General features: G+C 73.3%; 14 protein-coding genes, 3 tRNA genes and 1 pseudogene. 6 read left to right on the top strand and 12 right to left on the bottom strand.

Features of this window, described 5'->3' with window-relative positions:
- Positions 1–35: 35 nt before the first annotated feature.
- From AC51EU_RS04390 to AC51EU_RS04370, 5 genes and pseudogenes are all read right to left on the bottom strand, one after another.
- Complete coding sequence (locus AC51EU_RS04390; protein WP_496265310.1) at positions 36–947, bottom strand: ribokinase; 912 nt, start codon at positions 945–947, stop codon at positions 36–38.
- Between the two features lie 91 nt (positions 948–1,038).
- Positions 1,039–2,951 (bottom strand): annotated as a pseudogene (locus AC51EU_RS04385) (ABC transporter permease/substrate-binding protein).
- The gene (locus AC51EU_RS04380; protein WP_496265291.1) at positions 2,948–4,780 is read right to left on the bottom strand and encodes a sugar ABC transporter ATP-binding protein; all 1,833 of its coding nucleotides are present in this window, start codon (positions 4,778–4,780) and stop codon (positions 2,948–2,950) included. The pseudogene AC51EU_RS04385 and the gene AC51EU_RS04380 overlap by 4 nt, the downstream one beginning before the upstream one ends.
- A 330-nt stretch (positions 4,781–5,110) precedes the next feature.
- Positions 5,111–6,112, bottom strand: a complete 1,002-nt coding sequence (locus AC51EU_RS04375; protein ID WP_496265290.1) for a LacI family DNA-binding transcriptional regulator — start codon at positions 6,110–6,112, stop codon at positions 5,111–5,113.
- Between the two features lie 756 nt (positions 6,113–6,868).
- Complete coding sequence (locus AC51EU_RS04370; RefSeq protein WP_496265289.1) at positions 6,869–7,888, bottom strand: NADP-dependent oxidoreductase; 1,020 nt, start codon at positions 7,886–7,888, stop codon at positions 6,869–6,871.
- An 87-nt stretch (positions 7,889–7,975) separates the two neighbouring features.
- Between AC51EU_RS04370 and AC51EU_RS04365 the strand changes: the two genes are divergently transcribed.
- The 4 genes from AC51EU_RS04365 (at position 7,976) to AC51EU_RS04350 (ending at position 11,380) form a co-directional block, all read left to right on the top strand.
- Positions 7,976–8,407 (top strand): MarR family winged helix-turn-helix transcriptional regulator, encoded by a 432-nt coding sequence (locus AC51EU_RS04365; protein WP_496265288.1) that lies wholly within the window; start codon positions 7,976–7,978, stop codon positions 8,405–8,407.
- Positions 8,408–8,622: 215 nt separating this feature from the next.
- Positions 8,623–9,591: a TetR/AcrR family transcriptional regulator C-terminal domain-containing protein gene (locus AC51EU_RS04360; RefSeq protein ID WP_496265287.1), complete on the top strand. Its 969-nt coding sequence runs from the start codon at positions 8,623–8,625 to the stop codon at positions 9,589–9,591.
- A gap of 38 nt (positions 9,592–9,629) precedes the next feature.
- Positions 9,630–10,223, top strand: a complete 594-nt coding sequence (locus AC51EU_RS04355; RefSeq protein ID WP_496265286.1) for a hypothetical protein — start codon at positions 9,630–9,632, stop codon at positions 10,221–10,223.
- A gap of 125 nt (positions 10,224–10,348) precedes the next feature.
- Positions 10,349–11,380: a rod shape-determining protein gene (locus AC51EU_RS04350; RefSeq protein ID WP_496265285.1), complete on the top strand. Its 1,032-nt coding sequence runs from the start codon at positions 10,349–10,351 to the stop codon at positions 11,378–11,380.
- A 9-nt stretch (positions 11,381–11,389) separates the two neighbouring features.
- Here AC51EU_RS04350 and AC51EU_RS04345 read toward each other — a convergent pair whose 3' ends face one another.
- From AC51EU_RS04345 to AC51EU_RS04320, 6 genes are all read right to left on the bottom strand, one after another.
- Positions 11,390–11,986: a histidine phosphatase family protein gene (locus AC51EU_RS04345; protein WP_496265284.1), complete on the bottom strand. Its 597-nt coding sequence runs from the start codon at positions 11,984–11,986 to the stop codon at positions 11,390–11,392.
- Complete coding sequence (gene trxA / locus AC51EU_RS04340) at positions 11,983–12,366, bottom strand: thioredoxin (RefSeq protein ID WP_496265283.1); 384 nt, start codon at positions 12,364–12,366, stop codon at positions 11,983–11,985. Before trxA ends, AC51EU_RS04345 begins: the two co-directional genes overlap by 4 nt.
- 156 nt (positions 12,367–12,522) lie before the next feature.
- Positions 12,523–13,935 (bottom strand): amino acid permease, encoded by a 1,413-nt coding sequence (locus AC51EU_RS04335; protein ID WP_496265282.1) that lies wholly within the window; start codon positions 13,933–13,935, stop codon positions 12,523–12,525.
- A 343-nt stretch (positions 13,936–14,278) separates the two neighbouring features.
- A tRNA-Ile gene (locus tag AC51EU_RS04330) sits at positions 14,279–14,352 on the bottom strand.
- Between the two features lie 281 nt (positions 14,353–14,633).
- A tRNA-Asn gene (locus AC51EU_RS04325) sits at positions 14,634–14,706 on the bottom strand.
- A 5-nt stretch (positions 14,707–14,711) separates the two neighbouring features.
- Positions 14,712–14,784 (bottom strand) — tRNA-Asn (locus AC51EU_RS04320).
- Positions 14,785–15,062: 278 nt separating this feature from the next.
- Between AC51EU_RS04320 and AC51EU_RS04315 the strand changes: the two genes are divergently transcribed.
- Both AC51EU_RS04315 and AC51EU_RS04310 read left to right on the top strand, forming a co-directional pair.
- Entirely contained in the window at positions 15,063–15,362 is a 300-nt protein-coding gene (locus tag AC51EU_RS04315) for a YtxH domain-containing protein (protein WP_496265281.1), read from the top strand.
- 113 nt (positions 15,363–15,475) lie between these two features.
- Positions 15,476–16,936, top strand: a complete 1,461-nt coding sequence (locus AC51EU_RS04310; RefSeq protein WP_496265280.1) for an FGGY family carbohydrate kinase — start codon at positions 15,476–15,478, stop codon at positions 16,934–16,936.
- 10 nt (positions 16,937–16,946) lie between these two features.
- On the opposite strand, the gene AC51EU_RS04305 is transcribed toward AC51EU_RS04310, so the two are convergent.
- Positions 16,947–17,894: RNA polymerase sigma factor (locus tag AC51EU_RS04305; protein WP_496265279.1), on the bottom strand; the 948-nt coding region annotated here is incomplete at its 5' end.

Genomic DNA, 17,894 nt, shown 5'->3' with positions numbered 1-17,894 from the left:
GGGCGCCGTCGCGGACGGCGGCGCCCCGGGCCGCCTCACGCGTCGGGGGTGAACGCCTCCAGTTCGGCGGCCGTCGGGTACGACGGCTGGGCGCCGTGCCGGGTGACGGCGGCGGCGCCGACACGGACGGCGAACCGCGCCGCCTCGGCAAGCCCGTCGCCACGGGCCAGACGCGTGGCCAGAGCGCCGGTGAAGGCGTCGCCCGCGCCGGTGGTGTCGACGGCCTCGACCCGTATCCCCGGCACGTCGTGCGCGCCGTCGCCGTCGAGGACGAGCGCGCCGTCACCGCCGAGGGTGACGACGACGGAGCGGGCGCCGAGGTCGCGGAGGGCCTCGGCCCACGCGCGCGGGGTGCCGTCGGCGTGGCCGGACAGCTGGCGCGCCTCGTGCTCATTGACGACCAGCGGGTCGGATACGGCGAGGAGTTCCGGGTCGAGGCGGGCGGGGACGGGCGACGGGTTGAGGACGACGCGGGTCCCGGCGTCCTCGGCCGCCGCCGCGGCGGCCCGCACCGTCTCCAGGGGGATCTCCAGCTGGAGGGAGACCACGGCGGAGGCCGCGACGATGTCCCGGGCGGCGGCCACGTCCTGCGGGGTGAGGGCGGCGTTGGCGCCGGGCGAGACGACGATGCTGTTGTCGCCGTCCGGGCCCACGATGATCATCGCGGTGCCGGTGCGGGCCGTGTCGTCGACGATGACCGGCGCGACGTCCGTACCGGCGTCCCGCTGGGCGTCCAGCAGCAGCGTGCCGAACGCGTCACCGCCGACCCGCGCGAGCAGGGCGGTCCGGCCGCCGATGCGGGCCGCGGCGGCGGCCTGGTTGGCCCCCTTGCCGCCGGCCGTCTCCACCAGGTCGCCGCCGAGCACGGTCTCGCCCGCGCCGGGCCGCCGCTCCACCCGTACCGTCAGATCCGCGTTGGCCGAACCGACCACCAGCACGTCGTACATGCGCCGTTCTCCCATTTCTCTCTCCCGTTGTCGTCCGGCGGCCCGTCCCTGCGGGCGGGCCGCCGTCCCCGGCGGACTTCCGTGCCGCCGGTCAGCCGCCGAAGCGGGCCGCGTTCCGTGCCGTCACCAGGACGACGGGGACCTTCACCGTTTCCGGCAGCCGTTCACCGCGGGACGCCTTGAGCGCCTGGTCCACCGCCTGTCTGCCGAGGAGTTCCGGCTGCTGGGCGACGGTCGCGGTGAGCGAGCCGCCACGGACCGCGGCGACGCCCTCGGGGGTGCCGTCGAACGCCACCACCTTGACGCCGGTCCCGGAGCGGCGGCCGAGGGCCTTGGCGGCGCCGAGCGCCATCTCGTCGTTGGCGGCGAACACTCCGGCGATGTCCGGATGCGCCTGGAGCATATTGGACATCACGTCCATTCCCTTCGTGCGGTCGAAGTCGGCGGGCTGCCGCGCGACCACTTCGATGCCGGGGAACCGCTTGATCCCCTCGTCGAAGCCGCGAGCCCGTTCGCGGGCCGCCGAGGTGCCGGGCTGCCCCTCCAGGAAGGCCACCTCGCCCCGGCCGCCGAGCGACGCGGCGAGCGCGCGGGCCGCCAGCCGTCCGCCCGCGACATTGTCGGAGGCGAGGGTCGAGACGACCTTCCCGCCGTTGACGGCCCTGTCGAGGGCGATCACCGGTACGCCCGCCCGGCCCGCGACACCGACGGCCGGTACGGCGGCGTCGGAGTCGACCGGGTTGATCACGGCCGCCCGGACGTTCTGGCTGGTGAACGTCTCCATCTGGTTGATCTGCTGGGTGGGGTCGTTCTGCGCGTCGGTGATGTTGATGCGCAGCCCCAGGGCGTCGGCCTCGGCCTGCGCGCCCTTCTTGACGCCGACGAAGAACGGGTTGCCCAGCGTGGACAGCGCCAGCCCGAGATCGGTACGGCCGCCCCGGTCGCAGCCGGACAGCGCGCACACCAGGACCGCGGCCAGCGCCGCCGCGGCCCCGCGCCGCGCGGCCCTCATCGCGCGCTCCGGCACCGCAGGGTGTCCAGGAGCACCGCCAGCGCGATGACCAGGCCGGTGGCGGCCTGCTGCCAGAACGCGGACACGTTCAGCAGATTGAGCCCGTTGCGCAGCACCGCGAGGATCAGCGCGCCGATGAGCGTGCCGGACGCCTTGCCGGAGCCGCCGGAGAGGCTGGCGCCGCCGATGACGACGGCAGCGATGGCGTCGAGTTCGTACCCGACGGCGGCCTGTGGCTGGGCGGAGGTGAGCCGGGCGGCCAGGACGATCCCGGCGACCGCGGCGAACAGGCCGGACAGCGCGTGCGCGGCGAGCCTGCGGCGTTCGACGTGGATGCCGGAGAGCCGGGCCGCCTCCTCGTTCCCGCCGATCGCGAAGAGAGCGCGCCCGGTGTACGTACGGCCCAGGACCAGCGCGGTGAGCAGGCCCGCAGCGACGGTCACCAGGACGGGGACCGGCAGCGTCCCGCCGAGGGTGCCGCCGAGCCCGTCGACGGAGGCGGGGAAGGGGATCGGCGTGCCGCCGGTGAGGACCAGCGCGAGGCCGCGGGCGACCGAGAGCATGGCGAGGGTGGCGATGAACGCGGGCAGCCGCCCGTAGGCGACGAGAGCGCCGGAGACCAGTCCCGCGACCGCCCCGACGACCGGGCCGAGCGGGAGCGCCGCCCAGACCGGCAGTCCCCCGGTGGTGGCGGCCCAGGCGACGACGACGGCGGACAGGGCGGCGACCGAGCCGACGGACAGGTCGATGCCCGCCGAGACGATCACGAAGGTGACGCCGAGGGCGAGGATCGCGGTGACCGACGCCTGGACGCCGACGTTGAGGAGGTTCTGCGGGTGGAGGAAGTCCCCGGACAGCGCGGTCATCACCGCGACCAGGGCGATCAGGCCGCCCAGCGGGCCGTTCCTGAGGACGGCCCGGCCGAACCACGGGCCGGCGCCGCCGCCCGGGGCCGCCGTGCGGGGCGCCGCCTCGGTGTGCGGGGCGGTCATCGGGCCCCTCCCTCGTACGCGGGCACGGCGGGGGCGCCGGGTGCCCGGACCGCCAGTTCCATCACGGCGTCCTCGGTGGCCCGCGCGGCCGGCAGCTCGCCGGTCAGCCGGCCCTGCGCCATCACCAGCACCCGGTCGCTCATCCCGAGGATCTCCGGCAGATCGCTGGAGATCATCAGTACGCCGTGGCCCGCCGCCGTCAGCTCGTTGACGAGCCGGTAGATCTCGACCTTGGCGCCGACGTCCACACCGCGGGTCGGTTCGTCGAGGATCAGCAGCCGCGCGCCCGCCAGCAGCCATCTGCCGATGACGACCTTCTGCTGGTTGCCGCCGGAGAGGGTGCGCACGCTCTGCCCCGGGCCGCTCGCACGGACCCTCAGCCGCTCGGCGACGGCGGCCGCCGCGCGCCGCTGCCCCCGGCGGTCCACCAATCCGAGGCGGGTGTCGCGGTGCAGCCGGGCAAGGGTGAGGTTGTCCTGGAGCGAGGCATCCGGGACCAGGCCCTGGCCCTTGCGGTCCTCCGGGACGAGCCCCAGCCCGGCGCGGATCGCCGCACGGATGTCGCCGGGGGCCAGCCGTCCGCCGTCCACCTCGACCGTCCCCGCGTCGTAGCGGTCGGCGCCGAACACCGCCCGCGCGACCTCGGTACGGCCCGCGCCGACCAGCCCGGCGAGCCCCACGACCTCCCCGGCCCGCACCTCGAAGCCGATGTTGTGGAAGACGGGACGCGCCGGGGCCCGCCCGTCGCGTCCGGGGGCGTACCGGGTCAGACCGCGCACCCGCAGCAGCGGCGCGCCCGGCCGCCCGGGGCGCTCGCGCGGATAGCGCTCGGTGATGTCCCGGCCGACCATCAGCCGGATCAGCTCGTCCTCGCTCGTGGTGGCGGGCACCTCACCGACCGCGCGGCCGTCGCGCAGCACGGTGACCCGGTCCCCGAGCGCGCGGATCTCCTCCAGGTGGTGGGTGATGAAGAGGACGCCGGTGCCCGCCGCGCGCAACGCGCGGACGATGCCGAACAGCGTCCCGGTCTCGTCGGCGGTGAGGACCGCCGTCGGCTCGTCCATGATCAATACGCGGGCGTCCCGGCCGAGGGCCTTGGCGATCTCCACCATCTGCGCCCGGGCCACTCCGAGTTCGGCGACCGGCGTGTCCGGGGAGACGTCCAGCCGCACCCGCTCCAGGAGCTCGGCGGCCCGGCGGCGCATCGCCCTCCGGTCGACGAGGCCGAAGCGCCCGCGCGGCGGACGGCCCAGGAAGAGGTTCTCCGCCACGGAGAGGCCGGGGACCAGGGTGAACTCCTGGTGGATGGCGGCGATACCGAGCCGCTCGGCGTCCTGGGCCGAGCGGATGCGGACGTCGCGGAGGGGGGTGGAGGGGGGTGGGGTGGGTGATTCGGTGGGGGCGGTGGAGGCGGGGGGTCCAGGGGTGGCGGACGGGCCGATGGTGGTGGGTGGGCCGGTGGGGGCGGGCCCGGAGGGAGTGGCAGGTCCGGTGGGGGTGACGGGTGGTCCGGCGGGGGCCGGGCCGGGGGTGGTCGGCCCGGCGAGGGGTGATCCGACGGCGGCCGGTCCGGCGGTGGCGAGGGCCGGGCCGCCGGGAACCGGTACGGCGGCGAGGATGCGGCCCGTGTCGGGGCGGTGCGCGCCGGAGAGCATCTTGATCAGCGTGCTCTTGCCCGCGCCGTTCTCCCCCAGCAGGACATGCACCTCGCCCGCGCGCAGGCTCAGGTCCACACCGTCCAGCGCGCGCACACCGGGGAACGACTTCGTCACCCCCTCCATGCGCAGCAGTTCGCGTCCGCCCCGTACGTCGTCGATGACGCCGGTCATGCGCTTCCCTCTCTTCCTCGGGTTCGCCCCGGGTGGGTGGGTCGTGCCGGACTGTCTTGCTGGGTGGATCGGGGTGGTGCGGTGGCAGTGGGTGAATGGGTGGGTGTGGTGCTGGTGGTCGCGGAGGCGGTTCGGTGGTGACGGGGTGAACGGGTGCTCAGCGGCCAGGGGCTGCTCAGTGGTGACTGGTGGGACGGGCGGGAACTGTTCGGTGGTGGCGGGTGGGACTGTTGGGGCTGTTCGGTGGTGAGGGGCGATCAGGGACGGGTGGTTAGAGGATGGGTGCTCAGGGCGCGGGTGGCCAGGGGCAGATGGTCACCCGGCAGGTGCTCAAGGTGCGGGTGGTGCGCCGCAGGAGCGGCGGAGGACAAGGCGGGCGGGCAGCGGCACCGGCTCCACGGGGCGGCCCTCGATGCGGGCGAGCAGGGTGTGGACGGCGGCCCGGCCCAGTTCACGGGTGGGCTGGGCGATGGCGGTCAGCGGCGGATCGGTGTGCCGGAACCAGGGCACGTCGTCGTACACCACCAACGCCATGTCGTCGGGGACCCGCAGGCCACGGGCACGGAGTTCGTCCAGCGCGCCCAGCGCCATCAGATTGTCGGTGGCGAGCACCGCGTCGGGCGGCTCGGGAAGGTCGAGAAGGGCGCGCAGCACACGACGGCCCCCGGCGGGCTGGGGGTCGGGGTCGGAGCCGACCCGTTCGTCGGGCAACGCGATGCCGTGGCCCGCCAGCGCCGCACGGAACAACCGCAGGCGCTCGTCACCGGTGGGCGTTCCGGCGGGCGCGACGATGATCGCGGGACGACGGCGCCCGAGGGCGGCCAGACGCGCGGCGAGTTCGCCGAGCGCGGCGGCACCGTCGGCGCGGACGCAGGGCGCGTCGACCCCGGGAACCGTACGGTCCAGCAGAACCAGCGGCGTACCGGAACCCACGACCTCCCCGAGCATCGCCGAGCCACTGCCCGCCGAGCTGACCAGCAACCCGTCGATCCGCCGCCCGAGCAGGGTACGGATGTGGTCGTCCTGCTGCTCGGGACGCTCACCCGCGTTGCCGATGACCAGGCTGTATCCGAGGCGGCACGCCTCGTCCTCGACGGCGTCGGCCAGCTCGGTGAAGAACGGGTTGGTGAGATCACCGATGATCAGCCCGAGCGTGCCGGTACGCGCGGTACGCAGGGCGCGGGCGACAGTGTTGGGGCGATACCCCAAGGCATCCACGGCGGCGAGAACACGCTCCCGGGTCTCCGCGACGGGACTACGCCCATTGAGCACCCGCGAAACAGTGGCGACCGAAACCCCCGCCCGCTCGGCCACATCCTTGATGTTCGCCATACCTCCGCCGCCGCCCTCCGCACCCCTCCGCCGACCGCCTGTCGTGCGTGCTCGTGGGAGCGGTCGGCGGTGACCTGGGTGTAATCGTTTTCGTAGCTCTACGAAAACGATTACACGGCGGGTGTGTCAAGGGTCCGCGCGCATGGCGTGACTCACCCACCGCGCGCGGGCGGGGCACGTCAGGAGGCGAGGTGGCCTGGGCGGGGCGTTTCGAGGCCCGTCCCAGGTTTCCACGGGAGCGCCGACGACCGAGGCCGAGGCCGCCGGGACAGCCACCGCCCCGGTCTCCACCGGGGCGTACTGGGAAGCGAGGTTGCGAGGCAGGCGCCCTTCCGGGCGCCACCCGATCCCGACGAGGCACCTGGCGGGACCGACGCGCCTGTGCACGTCCGACGCCCGCGCCCCGGAGTACCTGACACGGCCCCAGCGTTACGGGCCCCAGTCGCCACGGGGCAGCAGGACCCCGAAGCCCGAGACGCCGTCCCACCAGTCAACTCGTCGGACCGCCACCTCGGAGCGTTCACGGCACCCCTGGCACCACGGGCTCCGCCCTCTGGCCTGCGCGAAGCCACCGAAGCCCCCAGGCGCCGACCGGTTCGCGGAGCCCGCACCCCGGGGCAACCGGCACAGCTCTCACCAGGCCCACCGCACACCGCGCCCCGGCGCACACCGCAGGCCACGCCCCGCCCGCCGACAGCCCACCGAAGCCCCACCCCAGTCGGCCTCGCCGCCCCGCCGCCCCTCAGCCTCTACCCCTCACCCCTCAAGGCTCACGATCATCTTCCCCGTGTTCTCGCCCCGCAGCATGCCCAGGAACGCCTCGACGCCGTTCTCGATGCCGGTGGCCGTGGTTTCGCGGTACGTCAGTTCGCCGGAGCGGATCCAGGCGGAGACCTCCTCGACGAACCGCGGGCGCAGCGCCGCGTGGTCGGAGACGAGCAGGCCCTGGATGCGCAGCCGCTTGCCGATGACCAGGGCGAGGTTGCGCGGGGCGGGGGTGGGCTCGGTGGCGTTGTACATCGAGATCATGCCGCAGACGGCGACGCGGCCGTGCACGTGGAGGGAGTCGATGGCGGCTTCGAGGTGTTCGCCGCCGACGTTGTCGAAGTAGACGTCGATGCCGTCGGGCGCGGCGGCCTTCAGCTGCTCGGTGACCGGGCCGTTCTTGTAGTTGAAGGCGGCGTCGAAGCCGTACTCCTCCGTCAGGAGCCGCACCTTCTCGTCGGAGCCGGCGGAGCCGATGACCCGGGAGGCACCCTTGAGCCGGGCGATCTGTCCGACCTGTCCGCCCACCGCGCCGGCCGCGCCGGAGACGAAGACGGCGTCGCCCTCCTTGAAGGACGCCACCTCCAGCAGACCGGCGTAGGCGGTCAGGCCGGGCATGCCGAGCACGCCGAGGTAGGCGGTCAGCGGGGCCAGCGACGCGTCGGCCTTCGCGGCGCGCGACGCGTCCAGCACCGCGTACTCCCGCCAGCCGAGGCCGTGCAGGACATGGTCGCCGACGGCGAACGACGCGTCGCGCGAGGCGATGACCTCGCCCACCGCGCCGCCGTCCATCGGCTCGTCCAGCCGGAACGGGGGCACGTAGGACTTGACGTCGTTCATCCGGCCGCGCATGTACGGGTCGACGGAGAAGTGCAGGTTACGGACGAGGATCTGCCCCTCACCGAGCTCGGGCACCGCGGTCTCGCGCAGCGCGAAGTCGTCCGGGGTGGGCCAGCCGTGGGGACGGGCGACGAGGTGCCAGGCGCGGCTGGTCGTGGGCAGTGCGGACATGGTGCGCTCCTCTTCATGTTTCAGGTGCTGAAACAATAATGAGCCTCGATATTTCACGGTGTCAAGCATCGCGCTATCCTTCTGTGCATGACTCCGCGCGCAGACCCCGTCACCAGCGAGGTCGTCGACCTCATCAGCACCGTCGTCGCCCGTTACCACGAGGAGTACGAGCACGCGGCGGCCGAGCACGCCCTCACGGGCGCGCAGGCGCGGGTGCTCCGTCTGCTGGCCACCGAGCCGCTGCCGATGCGGCGGATCGCCCGGTCGCTGAAGTGCGAGCCGTCCAACATCACGGGCATCGTGGACCGGCTGGAGTCCCGGGGCCTGGTCGAGCGCCGCCCCGACCCGGCCGACCGCCGCGTCAAGCTGGCCGCCCCGACCGAGGAGGGCCTGCGGACGGCCGAACAACTACGCGCCTCCCTGCACTTCGCGCGCGAACCCCTGGGCCGGCTGACCGCCGTCGAGCGCACCTTGCTCAAGGAACTCCTCCAGCGCATGCTCGGCCTCACCCCGGAGTGATCGGTTCCGTACGGCGACCGACCCGCGACCGCCGTACGGAATCGCCCCGGAAGGAACCCGGCGGGCACGCACGGGGCCGAGCCTCACGGGAACAGCCCCCGCACCGCCCCGTACCAGCGCATCCGCCGTACGGAGAGGCGCTCTTGACAGACCGTGCTGCTAACCTCTGGCGGGCCGACGTGAGACTGGCGCAGCAGTACGGAGGTCGCTCGCCCATGGACGATTCCGCCCCACCGCCCCACCTCCGGATCGCCGACGAGATCCGGCACCGCATCGCCGCGGGCGAGCTGGCGCCCGGAGCCCTGGTGCCGTCGAGCCGCCGGATCACACAGGAGTGGGGCGTGGCGATGGCGACCGCCACCCAGGTCCTCACCACGCTGCGCCAGGAGGGCCTGGTACGGGCCGTGCCGGGCGGAGGAACGGTGGTGGCCGAGCCACGCCGGGCCCCGTGGCCCGCACCTCCCCTGGCCGAACCGGATCCGGCGGTACCCCACGAGACGGTGCCCCACGAGCGCCGCGGCGACGATCCGGACCGCGACGAGGTGGTACGGGCCGCGGTCCGGATCGCCGACGCGGAGGGGCTGCGGGCGCTGTCGATGCGCCGGGTGGCGGTCGAGCTGGGGGTGCCGTCGATGGCGCTCTACCGGCATGTGGCGGACAAGGACGACCTGGTGCTGCTGATGGCGGACACCGTCTTCCGGGACGTCCGCCTCCCCGACCCCGCCCCGGGGCACTGGCGCGCCCGTATGGAGGCCGGCGCGCGGCTCCACTGGGAGCTGTACCAGCGGCACCCGTGGCTCGCGCACCACATGTCCGTCACCCGCCCGCAGCCGATGCCGCACGCGATGGCGCTCGTCGAGTGGACCATGGCGCGGGTCGAGGGCGCCGACCCGCTGACGCTGCTCCACATGGCCGTCACCCTGCTGAACCATGTCCGCGCCACGGCCGCCGGCTTCGAGGACGACCTGGAGGCGCAGCACGCGACGGGCATGGACCAGCGGCAGTGGATGGCGGAGGTCGAGCCCGTGTACGAGAACGTCCTGGCGTCCGGCGCTTTCCCGGTGTACGCGGGGATCGCCGGCGCCGACGACAACGCTCTCTCCCTGGAGGCCCTCTTCGAGTTCGGGCTGGCCCGGCTGCTGGACGGGATGGAGCTGCTCGTCGAGGGCCGCGCGGCCGGCTGAGCCGCGGCACGGTCCGTCCGTCCCGCACCATGTCCCTCATGGCTCCCACCACCGACGGCGACCCGACCGCGTCCGGCCTGCCCGGCCCCCTCGCCTTCCAACTCGTCCTGCTGCGCCGGATGGCCGACCACCAGCCCGGCCTCGTCGAGGACGCTCTGCGCGCGCTCGGCGTCTCCCGCGCCGATCTGCGCGAGGCCAACCGCCGCTGGCAGGCCCGGATGCACGCCCCGCGGGCCGGCGGCGTGCAGCCCTACCGGGCGCTGCTCGGCGCCCCCGAGACGGTCACCGCGCGGCGGATCGGCGATCTGGACTGCGAGGCGCTGGCCTGGCCCGTTCCCCTCTGGCCCGATCTGCGGTTCGAGGTGCTCACCGCGGGGCGCGGCACCGTCTGGAACGCCTGGCTCGTGCGCGCCCCCGGCGCCCCCTCCCCCGTCCTGCGCACGGCCGACGACCTCACTCCGTGGTCGTGCACGGTCGACGAGGCCGCCCGCGCGTTCGCCCCGGCCCGGCCCATGGAGGGCAGCGCCCCCACCCGCTGGCGTCTGGCCTGCACCGCGCCGGACACGGCGGGCGAACCCCGCTCCCTGGTACTGGAATTCACCTGGGGCCTGCTCCAGCGCCGCGTCGGCTGACCGTGTGCACCGTCCCCCGACCGGCCCCGCCCGGCGGGCAGCCCGCCCGCCGCGCCGTGACGATGGCCGGGAGCGGACACCAGCGGACGCGCCCGACCACCGGCATCCCCGGGGAGGAAACCTCCATGACCATAAGCCTCGCCCAACTGCGTCGCTGCTCGGCGGCGGTCGACCTCGGGGCGTTCCGGACCAGGGTGTACGTCAAGAACCAGGGTCTGGTCGTCGACGAGCCGACCGCCGCCGCCGTCAATGTCCGTACCGGGGCGCTGCTGGCGGTCGGCACGCAGGCCGCGGCGATGGACGGCCGCACACCGGACCACATCCGCGTGGTCCGTCCCGTCGCGGGCGGCACCGTCGTCGACATCGACATGGCCCAGCGGCTGCTGCGTCATCTGGTCGGCCAGAAGCTGCGCAAGGCGTGGCGGCGGCGTCCCACGATGCGGGCCGCGGTCTGCCAGCCGTACGGGAGTGAGCCGTTGTCCCAGCGGGCGGCGGTGGAGACGTTGAGCGGGCTGGGCGCGCGGCGCGTCGAACTGGTCGACACGCTGGTCGCGGCCGCGGTCGGCTGCGGGCTGCCGGTGGAGCAGCCCGAGGCGACCATGATCATGGTGTGCGGGGCGGGCACCACCCAGATAGCCGTGCTCTCCCTCGGGTCGATCGTCGCGGCCGAGACGGTCCCGGTCGGCGGCAACGCCATCGACCACGCCGTCGTCCAGCATCTGCGGCTGCATCACGAACTGATGCTGCCGGGCCAGTCCGTCCGTCCCCTGCACCTGCTGCTCTCCGGTACCGGGGAGCACGCCGTCGGCACGGCCCTGGTCCACGGCCGGGACATCGTCAGCGGTCTGGCCCGTTCCGTCGAGATAGACACCGCGCGGGTCCGCGAGGCCATCGCCACCCCGCTGACCGTGATCCTCGACGCCGTCGGCGCGGTGCTCCGCCGCTGCCCGCCCGATCTCGTCGCCGACCTCGGCGAACGCGGCGTCGTCCTCGCGGGCGGCAGCGCCCTGATCCCCGGCCTGAAACCGATGATCCACCGGGCGACCACCATGCCGGTACGCGTCGCCGACGAGCCCGACACCTGCGCCGTACGGGGTCTGGGCGCCATGATCGAGGGCAAGGTGGAACCCCTGCGCCTCGATCTGACGGCCGCGTAGCCGGGCCCCTCAGAGACCGCGGGTGTTCCAGGCCAGCACGGCGGGCCGCCCGTGCTCGGTGCCCAGCACGCCGATCGCGCCGGTCCCGAACGTGAACAGTGCCCCGGCGGCGGCCGGCAGCCCGAGCCTGCGGGCGGTGAGCACCCGGAGGAAGTGGGCGTGGGCCACCACCGCCACATCTCCCCCGTCGGCCGCGAGCGACGGCGCGAGCCGCGCCAGTACCCGGTCGGCACGTGCCCCGACCTGCTCGGGCGACTCCCCGGGATGCCCCTCGGGGCCGGGGACGACGCCGTCGGTGAACAGGAACCAGCCGGGCCGCTCCCGCTGGATGTCGTCCGTGGTGACGCCCTCGTACCCGCCGTAGTCCCACTCCCGCAGGTCGGGGTCGACGCGCGGCGCCGGGAGCCCGGCCAGGTCGGCGGTGCGCAGCGCCCGTGCCATCGGGCTGGCGTGGACCTGCCCGATCCTCCGGCCGGAGAGGAGCGGCCGCAGGCCGCGGGCCTGCTCCTCCCCCGTGGCGGTGAGCGGCAGATCGGTCCAGCTCGTGTGGCGTCCGGACCGGCTCCACTCGGTCTCGCCGTGCCGGATCAGCAGCAGGTCGCTCACTCGGTCCGGGCCTGCTCGGTCTGCTGGGCCTCGGCGACGGACGCCCGTACCTCGTCCATGTCCAGGGCCCGGGCCTGGCCGATGACGTCCTCCAGGGCGGCCTCGGGCAGCGCGCCGGGCTGCGCGAACACCGCGATGTTCTCGCGGACGATCATCAGCGTGGGGATCGACTGGATCTGGAAGGCCGCGGCCAGCTCGGGCTGTGCCTCGGTGTCGACCTTGGCGAAGACCAGGTCGTCGTGCTTGTCGGAGGACCGCTCGAAGACCGGCCCGAACTGCTTGCACGGCCCGCACCACTCGGCCCAGAAGTCGATGAGGACGAAATCGCTGCCGGAGACGATCTCGTCGAAGTTTTCCTTGGTGAGCTCGATGGTGCTCATGCTGTCCCTGCTTCCGGTCCGTTGCGGATGTCCGAGTGACCCCGGGAGCGGGAACGGGATCGTCGTGTCACGTATTCCGCGCACCAGGGCGTCCGCCACCCCTGCCCAGCTCACGCCGACCTAGACCTACCGGTTCGCGTGGGCCTCGCCACCCCGCTACCGGGTGGCGGCGGCCCGCCGGTCGCGGCGCTGCCGGAGATGGCCCACGACCGCCAGCGCCGCGACGACGACGGCCGTGCCGGCGAGCTGCTGCCGGCCGTCCGCGCTCGCCGCCATGACGGCGAAGACCCCGAGGATGGCGGCGAACGTGACCCAGGTCAGCCAGGGGAAGCACCACATGCGCACGGAGAGCAGTTCGGGTGCCTCGCGCTCCAGCCGGCGGCGCATTTTCAGCTGGGTGAGGCAAACGATGGCCCAGACGACCAGTCCGGAGCAGCCGGCGATGCTCAGCAGCCAGGCGAACACGGTGGTCGGCCAGATGATCCCGGCGATCACGGCGGCGAAGCCGAACAGGCAGGACGCCACCACGGCCGCCCCCGGCACGCCCTTGTTGACGCGGCTCAGGATCCGCGGGCCGTGGCCCCGGCTGACCAGGGAGTGCGCCATGCGCGAGGAGCCGTAGATGTTCGCGTTCATCGCGGAGAGCAGCGCCACCAGCACCACGATCTGCATGATCGTTCCTGCGCCGGGGATGCCGAGCCGGTCGAGGACGGTGACGTACGGGCCGTCGGTGGCGACCTTCGGGTTGTTCCACGGCACCAGGGTGACGACCACGGCCATGGAGCCGATGTAGAAGACGGCGATGCGCCAGACGGTGGTGCGGACGGCGCGGGCGACGTTGCGGCTCGGGTTGTCGGACTCCGCCGCCGCGATGGTGACGGTCTCCAGGCCCGCGAACCCGGAGATGGTGATCAGCAGTCCGGCGGCGAGCCCCCCGGCGCCGGTCGGGAAGAAACCGCCGTGGCCGGTGAGGTTGCTGGTGCCGGGCGCGTCACCGAACACCCCGAGGATGCCGAGCACGCCCAGCACCAGGAAGGCGACGATGGTGGCGACCTTGACGGCGGAGAACCAGAACTCGAACTCGCCGAAGTTCTTGACCGCGGTGAGGTTGCTGGCGCAGAAGAACACCATGAAGACCGCCACCCAGCCGTAGGCCGGGACGAACGGCAGCCAGGTGTGCATGATCGCGCCAGCCGCCGTGGCCTCGGCGGCCACACCGGCGCAGAGCATCAGCCAGTACATCCAGCCCGAGGTGGTCCCCGCCCAGGTCCCGAGCTCCTCCTCGGCGTGCACCGAGAACGACCCGGTGGAGGGGCGGGCCGCCGACATCTCACCGAGCATCCGCATGATCAGCATGACCAGCGCGCCGGTCCCCACGAAGAGGAGGACGATGGCCGGCCCGGCCGCGGCGATGCCGACCCCGGAGCCGACGAAGAGGCCGGCGCCGATGACGCCGCCGAGCGCGATCATCGACAGATGGCGCTGCTTGAGACCGTGCGAGAGCGCGGACTCACCGTCCCCCACGGTCTGCGGGGACTCCTGGGGTGGCCGGGTGATTGTCCGACTCATGGTCGTGCCTGTCCATTGATCTCGACGTTCGCGGAACCAGACGAGTGTGGTGGTCACCCGGCACAGATGACGTGAACGCCCGCCATTCGGACCTTTCCCTTACGTTCAGCGAGCGGGTTGACACGCGTAGAAGTCACTTTTCGGCGGAAACCGCTCGCGAAGCATCACTGACCACCCGTCAGGGCACGTGAGTCGTCCTGTCCCCACACGCCCACACGTCACGGCCGGCGTCCCGGGGCCCGAATCCTGGACCGGACAGGTGAAAGGGGGCCGCCGCGTGGTGCGGCGACCCCCTTTCGTACGCTCTCCCGGGTAGAAACGCTGTGGCGCCACTACCGGGCGGTGGGGCGGGTGGGACTCGAACCCACGGCCGACGGATTATGAGTCCGCTGCTCTAACCGGCTGAGCTACCGCCCCCGACACGGCGCGCCGCGCACATTTGTGCGCGCCGTCTGCCGCAGCATAGCCGCTCATACGATCTGTTGCCCGTGCGGGTCGGCGGCCGATGGGAGCGCATGCCCAAAAGCGCCCGTATCGCCGGGTATTCAAGGCGCCGGTGGGCGCAGCGACCGGAGGAGTGGCGCGCGGGGTGGCTCCACCGGGAGCGGACGGGGCGGCGCGGACGAGAAAAGCGGGGACGGAACGGCGGAAGAAAGCGGGCATGAAAAAAGGCCCCGGGCGGGGCCTTTTTCTTTCTGCTCCCCCGACTGGACTCGAACCAGTAACCCTCCGGTTAACAGCCGAATGCTCTGCCAATTGAGCTACAGGGGACTGCGCTCCCCCGACTGGACTCGAACCAGTAACCTGCCGGTTAACAGCCGGCTGCTCTGCCAATTGAGCTACAGGGGATTGCTCGGTGCCTCGAATGCTGCGCTGTCCGGGCTTCCGGACGGCGGGCGCTCGCTGCGACACATACATTAGCGCAAGCAGGGGGGTGCTCCGCCAATCGGTACCGCCCGGGACTGTTCCCGGGCCCGTACGGGCAGGCGTGCGGCACCGCTCCGCGACCCGGTACCGCACGGAACCGGGCGGGTTCGAACGGTTTCGGGACGCGGTGTGCGCGACTGCTGTGGCACGGGCCACAGGGCGTGCGCGGGCGGCGCCGAAGAAGAGGAAAGGGTGGAGCGATGCGCTACCGGCTCACGTTCGTCGCGGGACTGGCCATCGGGTACGTGCTGGGCACTCGGGCCGGCCGGGAGCGGTACGAGCAGCTGCGCGACGGGGCGCGGCGGATCGCGCGCAACCCCGCCGTGCGCAACACCGCCGAGTCCGCTGCGCTGGGCGGCCGGGAGGCGGCGACGAAGGCGTTCGACGCGGTGTCGGCGAGGTTCGGGGACCGGCTGCCGCCGTCCGTCGCCACCAAGGTCCGCTCGCTGCGCGAGCAGCGGGCCGCGGCCGACGACGACTGGGGCCCCAGCAACACCTGATGCGTCCCGTCCGCGGCTTCCCTCGGGCCCCGGGCACGCCAGTGTTCCCCACCCGCCCGCGCGGCAAACCCTGACGCGTGTGCCGTACGCCTCATGGGGCATCATCTGGGGCCATGGGGAAAGTCGCCGGATTGGACAGCTCGTCCGAGAGCACACGCATCGTCGTCTGCGACACCGACACGGGTGCCGTCGTCAGGCAGGGGTACGCGCCGCACCCCGTCGAAAAGGGTCCCGAGGTCGATCCTCAGGCATGGTTGATCTCGCTCGGCGACGCCGCGGGGAACGGCCTGCTCGAAGGCGTGGAGGCCATCGGGGTCTCCGCCCAGCAGCACGGACTGGTGCCGCTGGACGCCGAGGGCAACCTCGTACGGCCCGCGCTGGTGGGCAACGACAAACGCGCGCAGAGCGCGGCCGCCGACCTCGTGGACTCGCTGGGCGGGCGCAGCGCCTGGGCGCAGTCCGTCGGGGCGGTGCCGCAGGCGGCCCACCCGGTGACGAAGCTGCGCTGGCTCGCGCGCAACGAACCGGCGAACGCGGCCCGGATCGCGGAGGTCATGCAGCCGCACGACTGGCTGGCCTGGCAGCTGCTCGGTCGTCCCGCGCGGCGGACGACGGACCGGGGCGGGGCCTCGGCGACCGGTTTCTGGTCGGCGGCGACCGAGACGTACCGCGCCGACCTCGTGGAACTGGCCCTCGGGCACCAGGTGCGGCTTCCGGAGGTGCTGCGCCCCTACGGGACCGCCGGTTTCACGCCGGAGGGCCTGCTGATATCGGCCGGTACCGGCGAGACCATGGCGGCGGCCCTCGGGCTCGGTGTCGGGGTGGGCGACGCGGTGGTGTCGCTGGGCGCTTCGGGGTCGGTGTTCGCCATCCACCACGAGGCGCTGGCCGACCCGACGGGCACGATCACCTCGTTCGCCGACGCGACCGGGCGGCATCTGCCGGTGGTGCACCTCACCAACGCGATGCGGGTGCTGCGCGGCACGGCGGAGATGCTGGGCACGGACCTGGCGGGCCTGTCGGAGCTGGCGCTGGCGTCGTCCCCGGGCGCGCACGGCATGGTGATGCTGCCGTACCTGGAGGGCGAGCGGACGCCTCATCTGCCGCACACTGCCGGGTCGTTGCACGGGATGCGCCGGGAGAGCATGAAGCCGGAGCATCTGGCGCGGGCCGCGGTGGAGGGCATGCTGTGCGGGCTCGCGGACGCGCTGGACGTGCTGCGCGGCCGGGGGGTCCTGATCGGCCGGGTGTTCCTGCTGGGTGCGGCGGCGGAGCTGGCCGCCGTGCAGGCGGTGGCGCCCTCGGTGTTCGGCGCGCAGGTGGTGGTGCCGCAGCCGGCGGAGTACGCGGCGCTGGGCGCGGCGCGGCAGGCGGCATGGGCGCTGCGGGTGGCGCACGGCGCGCACACGGCGCCGGACGGCGGGGACGCCCGGTACGAGCCGCCGCGGTGGCCGTCGGCGGCCAGCCAGGTGTTCGAGGCGGGCGAGGAGCTGGCGGTCGGTCAGGCGGTGCGCCAGCAGTTCGCGGCGGTGCGTGACGAGGTGCATCCGGGGGCGTTCCAGCGGGAGGGGTGAGGCGGGGCGCTCAGTCCAGATAGCCGCGGAGCTGGTCGGCGAAGGCGTGGTCGCGGAGCTTGTTGAGGGTCTTGGACTCGATCTGGCGTATGCGTTCGCGGGTGACGCCGAAGATCCGGCCGATCTCCTCCAGGGTGCGCGGCCGGCCGTCGACCAGGCCGTAGCGGAGCTGGACGACCTTGCGTTCGCGTTCGCCGAGGGTGGACAGCACGGCGTCGAGGTGTTCACGCAGCAGCAGGAACGCGGCGGACTCGACGGGTGAGGCGGCGTCGCCGTCCTCGATGAGATCACCGAGCGCGACCTCGTCCTCCTCCCCCACGGGCGCGTACAGCGAGACCGGTTCCTGGGCCAGGCGCAGTACCTCGCGGACGCGTTCGGGGGTGAGGGAGAGCTGGTCGGCGACCTCTTCCGGGGTCGGTTCCTGGCCGCGTTCCTGGAGCATCCGGCGCTGGAGCCGCACCACGCGGTTGATCAGCTCGACGACGTGGACGGGGACGCGGATGGTGCGGGCCTGGTCGGCCAGGGCACGGGACATCGCCTGGCGTATCCACCAGGTGGCGTAGGTGGAGAACTTGTAGCCGCGGGCGTAGTCGAACTTCTCGACGGCGCGGATCAGCCCGAGGTTGCCCTCCTGGACGAGGTCGAGCATGGTCAGCCCGCGTCCGATGTAGCGCTTGGCGACGGAGACGACCAGGCGCAGGTTGGACTCGATCAGCCGGCGTTTGGCGATGCGTCCTTGGACGACCAGGGTGTCGAGGTCGACGGCGAGGCGGGAGGAGAGGTCGGGGGTGGTGGCGAGTTTCTCCTCGGCGAACAGGCCCGCCTCGACGCGGCGTGCCAGCTCGACCTCCTCGGCGGCGGTGAGCAGCGGGATGCGGCCGATCTCGCGGAGGTACTGGCGGAAGAGGTCCGAGGACGGGCCGCTCTCGGGGCGGGCCGCCGGCTCACGGGCGGGCGC

The organism is Candidatus Streptomyces philanthi, assembly GCF_059553635.1.
The sequence above is the reverse complement of the archived record's forward strand: the minus strand, read 5'-3'. Positions and strand labels throughout refer to the sequence as shown.